Origin of the sequence: Companilactobacillus mindensis DSM 14500, assembly GCF_001434275.1 — a bacterium.
Lineage (GTDB): Bacteria > Bacillota > Bacilli > Lactobacillales > Lactobacillaceae > Companilactobacillus > Companilactobacillus mindensis.
Window position 1 is genome coordinate 1 of sequence record NZ_AZEZ01000094.1, and the last position, 5,761, is coordinate 5,761.

General features: G+C 38.7%; 5 protein-coding genes. All 5 read left to right on the top strand.

All coding sequences use genetic code 11. From position 1 onward, the window contains the following. The first annotated feature begins 409 nt into the window (after positions 1 to 409). The 5 genes from FD29_RS09040 (at position 410) to glyS (ending at position 5,672) form a co-directional block, all read left to right on the top strand. A complete protein-coding gene (locus tag FD29_RS09040; protein WP_201780224.1) occupies positions 410 to 811 on the top strand; it encodes a cytidine deaminase in 402 nt (133 codons plus the stop codon). A 2-nt stretch (positions 812 to 813) separates the two neighbouring features. Beyond that, a complete protein-coding gene (era, locus tag FD29_RS09045; RefSeq protein ID WP_057888618.1) occupies positions 814 to 1,728 on the top strand; it encodes a GTPase Era in 915 nt (304 codons plus the stop codon). Beyond that, entirely contained in the window at positions 1,728 to 2,486 is a 759-nt protein-coding gene (recO, locus tag FD29_RS09050) for a DNA repair protein RecO (protein WP_057888619.1), read from the top strand. Before era ends, recO begins: the two co-directional genes overlap by 1 nt. Positions 2,487 to 2,710: 224 nt before the next feature. Then, complete coding sequence (gene glyQ, locus FD29_RS09055) at positions 2,711 to 3,619, top strand: glycine--tRNA ligase subunit alpha (protein ID WP_057888620.1); 909 nt, start codon at positions 2,711 to 2,713, stop codon at positions 3,617 to 3,619. After that, positions 3,612 to 5,672, top strand: a complete 2,061-nt coding sequence (gene glyS, locus FD29_RS09060) for a glycine--tRNA ligase subunit beta (RefSeq protein WP_057888621.1) — start codon at positions 3,612 to 3,614, stop codon at positions 5,670 to 5,672. Before glyQ ends, glyS begins: the two co-directional genes overlap by 8 nt. Positions 5,673 to 5,761 lie beyond the last annotated feature (89 nt).

The following is a 5,761-nucleotide window of genomic DNA, read 5'->3' on the forward strand; positions in this document are numbered from 1 at the left end:
AGTACTGTTTAGAATACTCTCATTTTCTATATATCCACTTGACTAATCGTAGGAATAAAGAGTGGAGCAAACCGGTTAGATTCTGAGCAATTGCCTAGGACTGGGAATTGTCTGTCGGGTTTTGACAGATGATTTTCAGGCCGTAGCAATGCACAGAACGTTGGGTTGCGTAACTCATTTAAAAAATCGTGGTGATCCTTTTTGGATAATCACGATTTTTTTAAATTGGAGATGTTTGGGATGGGACGATCCTAAATATCAGTACGATGTCACCAGAGACAAAGAACTATGTACGAAAATAACTAAATATTTATTGGAACATAAATGATGTTTTACTTTGAGCCAAGGTAATTTTCTTGTTATGATAAGTAATGGTTAAAATGCAAGACAAAAAAGGAGACTGAAGCTAGTGGAAATCAATGAGAAGCAATTGTTCGAAGTCGCAAATAAAGCCATGGCAAATGCCTATGCTCCATATTCACATTATACGGTCGGAGCAGCGATTCTCTGTGATGACGGTCAGATCTATTCAGGGGTCAACGTTGAGAATGCTTCATTTGGATTGACGAACTGTGCGGAACGAACGGCTATCTTTAAAGCTATTTCTGAGGGTGCACAGCACGTTTTAGCGATTGTGATCGTTAACGGTACCGAAATCAAATCAAAGCCTTGTGGTGCTTGTCGACAGGTTATGAGTGAATTTATGGGACCAGATGATCTAGTATATTTAGCTAATAATCAAAACGATTATCACGAATACACTTTTAAAGAGATTTTGCCACTAGCTTTCAGTGATAAGGACATGGATTAATTATGGATAATAAAGATTATAAATCAGGCTTTGTAGCAATTATTGGACGACCAAATGTTGGTAAATCAACATTTATGAATCGTATCATCAAAGAACAAATTGCTATCACATCACCAAAAGCCCAAACAACACGTAACAAGATTCAAGGTATTTATACTGACAATGAACGTCAAATCATCTTCTTGGATACACCTGGTATTCACAAGCCTCACAACGACTTGGATCAATACATGGATAAGGCCGCTATTTCAGCTCTAAAAGAAGTTGATGCCGTTTTGTTCATGACTGAAGCTGGTGAACAAGCAGGTCCTGGTGACAAATTCATCATTGAAGAATTGAAAAAAGTTAAGGCACCGGTTTTCTTAGTCCTTAACAAGATCGATTTGATCAACCCGGATGAAATGGCTCCCCAAATCGATGAATATAAAGATTTGATGGATTTTGCCGAGATCATTCCAATCTCAGCTACAAATGGTAACAATATTGATGATTTGATCGATACTTTGACAAAACATTTACCAGTTGGTCCCCAATACTATGCTGATGACCAAATCACTGATCACCCAGAGTACTTTATTGTCGGTGAATTGATCCGTGAAAAGATATTGGAAGATACACGTGATGAAATCCCACACTCAATCGCTGTGGTAGTTGAATCAATGAACCAACGTAGTGAGACTGGTAAACTTCAGATCGAAGCTAATATTTACGTTGAACGTGACAGTCAAAAACCAATCGTTATTGGTCGTGGCGGTTCAATGTTGAAGAATATCGGTATCGGTTCACGTATCAAGATCGAACATCTCTTGGGTGAAAAGGTCAACTTGAAGCTTTGGGTCCGGGTCAAAAAGAATTGGCGTGATGACAAAGCCTTCTTAGCTAGCGCTGGTTATTCATTGAAAGACTTCAAAGATTAATGGCACAAACGCCGACTAACTTTTTTGGAATCGTTGTCAGGCGTCAGCGTTATAAAGAGCGAGATGCTTTGGTAACGATTTTGACTAAGGAATATGGTTTCAAAACTTTTTTAGTACGTAGTACTCAAACTGCTAAGTCGAAGATATCTGGTTCGGTGATCACTTTTTCTTATGGCGAATACTCAGGTATCATCAAAAATGATGGTTTATCGTATTTAAATTCAGCTAGCAACGTCAAACAATTTGACCAGATCGTACAAGATATCGAATTGAATGCTTATGCGACTTTTTTGTTCGACTTAGTTCATGAGGCTTTCGTCGATGATCCAGTGCCAGACAAGTGGTATCGGATGTTGTTCAAGGCCTTGTTGTATATTGACAATGGGTACGATGCTCAAATTATCGTCAATATTATGCAGATGAAACTTTTAGAGGCATTCGGTGTGGCTCCCAATATGGATTCTTGCGTTGTTGGAGGCGAGACTGAAGGGAAATTCGACATTTCAGTTTTAATGGGTGGCTTGTTGTGTTCTAAACACTTTGACAGCGACATTCATCGCTTGCATATTCCGCCACGGATCGTTTATTTTTTGCGGCTTTTCAGCAAGATAAATTTGGACCAAGTGGGTAAGATCGAGATCAAAGAGAATAATAAAGATTTGATCCAACACGCCATCGATGCCATTTATTTAGGAACAGTTGGTTATTATCCTAAAAGTAAAATTTTTATCGACAAGATGAAACGTTGGCATCTTTAGTCAATTGACAATTCGTCTGAAAATGGTTATATTGATTAAGTTGAAACAGCGACGGAGAATGGTGAAAGCTCCGATTATATTTATGGCGTACAATTCATTTGAATATAAAAGAGCAGGACATTTGTCCTGAATTAGGGTGGAACCGCGAATACTCGTCCCTTGCAGAAAGTGCCTAAGTGTACACTGCAAGGGATTTTTTTGTGTTTTGCCTGAAGGGAGAAAAAATGGTTAAGAAGTTAAATATACAAAATATGATTCTCACACTTCAAAAATTTTGGGGTGATAAAGGCTGCATGTTGATGCAAGCTTACGATACAGAAAAAGGTGCCGGAACCATGAGTCCATACACATTCCTACGTGCTATTGGACCAGAACCATGGAATGCCGCATACGTTGAACCATCAAGACGTCCAGCCGATGGTCGTTACGGTGAAAATCCTAACCGTTTGTATCAACACCACCAATTCCAAGTAGTTATGAAACCAGCTCCAGAAAACATCCAAGAATATTATCTAGATTCCCTTCGTGCTTTAGGCATCGAACCACTAGAACATGATATTCGTTTCGTTGAAGATAACTGGGAGAACCCCTCAATGGGTTGTGCCGGTGTTGGTTGGGAAGTTTGGTTAGACGGAATGGAAGTTTCTCAATTCACATACTTCCAACAAGTTGGTGGTTTGCAATGTCACCCAACTACTTCAGAGATCACTTATGGTGTTGAACGTTTAGCATCATATATTCAAGATGTCAATTCCGTTTATGATCTTGAATGGGGCGATGGCGTGTTGTACGGCGATATTTTCAAAGAACCCGAATACGAACACTCAAAGTACTCATTTGAAGAAAGTAACCAAGATATGCTTTTCAATTTCTTCGATGAATATGAAAAAGAAGCAAATCGCTTGATGGATTTAGGTTTAGTCCACCCAGCCTATGATTATATTTTGAAATGTTCACACACATTTAACTTGTTAGATGCCCGTGGTGCCGTTTCTGTTACAGAACGTGCTGCTTTCTTGTCACGTATTAGAAAGATGGCTCACAAGGTTGCCAAAGCCTTCGTTGAAGAAAGAAAGAAACGTGGCTTCCCACTATTAGCTAATAGCCAAGCAAAGGAGAACGAAAATGACTAAAAATTACTTACTAGAAATCGGTTTGGAAGAAATGCCTGCTCATGTTGTCACAAAGAGTGTGGATCAATTTGCTCAAAGAACGGAAAAATTCCTCAAAGAAAACCGTATTTCTTTTGATTCAATCGAAAAATTTTCAACTCCTAGACGTTTGACGATCTTAGTTAAAGGTATCGCTGAAAAACAAACTGACATCGACGTCAAAGCTAAAGGTCCTTCAAAGAAAATTGCACAAGACGCTGACGGCAACTGGACTAAAGCTGCTCAAGGTTTTGCCCGTGGTCAAAAAATGTCTCCCGACGATATCTTTTTTGAAGAATTAAAGGGCGTTGAATACGCTTATATTCAAAAACACGAAGACGGTCAAAAAGTTGAAGACGTCTTGAGTCACATGGATGAGGTTATCAAATCAATTACTTTCCCTACAAGAATGCGTTGGGGTTCATATGATTTCGAATATATCCGTCCAATTCACTGGTTGGTTTCACTTTTGGACAATGAAGAAGTTCCAGTTAAGATCCTTGATATCACATCAGGTCGAATGACACGTGGACACAGATTCTTAGGTGAAGATATTGAAATCGACGATGCTTCGAATTATGTTGAAAAACTTCGTTCACAATTCGTTATCGTTGACGCCAAGGAAAGAAAACAAATTATTTCTGACCAAATCGACAAGATTGCTAAGGACAACGACTGGAATATCGATGTTGACCCTGACTTGTTAGAAGAAGTTAATAACTTAGTTGAATTCCCAACTACTTTCTACGGTTCATTCGACAAGAAATACTTGGAAATTCCTGAAGAAGTATTGATCACTTCTATGAAAGATAACCAAAGATATTTCTATGTTCGTGACCAAGCTGGCAAATTAGCACCTTACTTTATCGGTGTCAGAAATGGTAATACTGAACATATCGAAAATGTTATCCGTGGTAACGAAAAAGTTCTTGTTGCTCGTCTAGAAGATGCTGACTTCTTCTTCAAAGAAGATCAAAAGAAGACGATTGCTGATTACGTTGAAAAACTCAAATCAGTTAACTTCCACGTTAAGATCGGTACAATGTACGAAAAAATGGTCCGTGTTCACCAAATTGCAGAACATTTGGCCAAAGTATTCAATTTGACTGATACAGAAACTAAAGACTTACTTCGTGCCAGCGATATTTACAAGTTCGACCTTGTTACAAATATGGTTGACGAATTCCCTGAACTACAAGGTGTCATGGGTGAGAAATATGCTGAGATCATGGGCGAAACAGAAGATGTTGCTCATGCCGTTCGCGAACACTACATGCCAATTTCAGCTGAGGGTGCACTTCCAGCAAGTAAAGTCGGTGCTACTTTAGCTATTGCTGACAAGATCGATTCATTAGTTACTTTCTATGCAGTCGATTTGATTCCTAGTGGTTCCAATGATCCATACGCTTTGCGTCGTCAAGCTTATGGTATCGTAAGAATTCTTGATCAATATCAATGGTCACTGAACTTGAATGATTTGCAAGACTACTTGAAGGCTAATTTGACAGTTCCTGCTAAACTCGACTTGGCTAAACACGAAAAAGAAGTTGATGACTTCATGATTGACCGTGTTCGTCAATTGTTGAACAAGAAAGATATCAGAAACGATATCATCGATGCGGTTGCTTCTGGTTCAAATGTTGACCCAATTGCAATGATCGATATTGCTCAAGTTCTACAAAACCACGCTAATGATGATGATTTCAAGGTTGTTATGGAAGCCCTTGGTCGTATCGTGAACTTGTCGAAGAAAGCTAAGTTTGGTTACAGTGATGACTTGTCAATCGACGATTCATTGTTCGAAAATCCTTCTGAAAAGGCTCTAAAGGCTGCTGTCAGTGAAGTTACTGACGATAGTGCTGAAGACTTGTTCAAGCAACTGGCTGCCTTACGTCCAACAATCGATGCATATTTCGATGAAAATATGATCATGGCTAAAGATGAAGCAGTTAAGAATAACCGTTTGACTCAATTGGTTGTTGCTAACCACTTGATCGAAAAGCTTGGAGATCTTTCTAAGATCGTTACTAAATAGTTAATATAGTTTTATCTTAATAAGGCCATAAAATAAAGTGCTTCATAATTGTTAGACAAGAAATCTAACAGTTATGGAGCCTTTTTTGT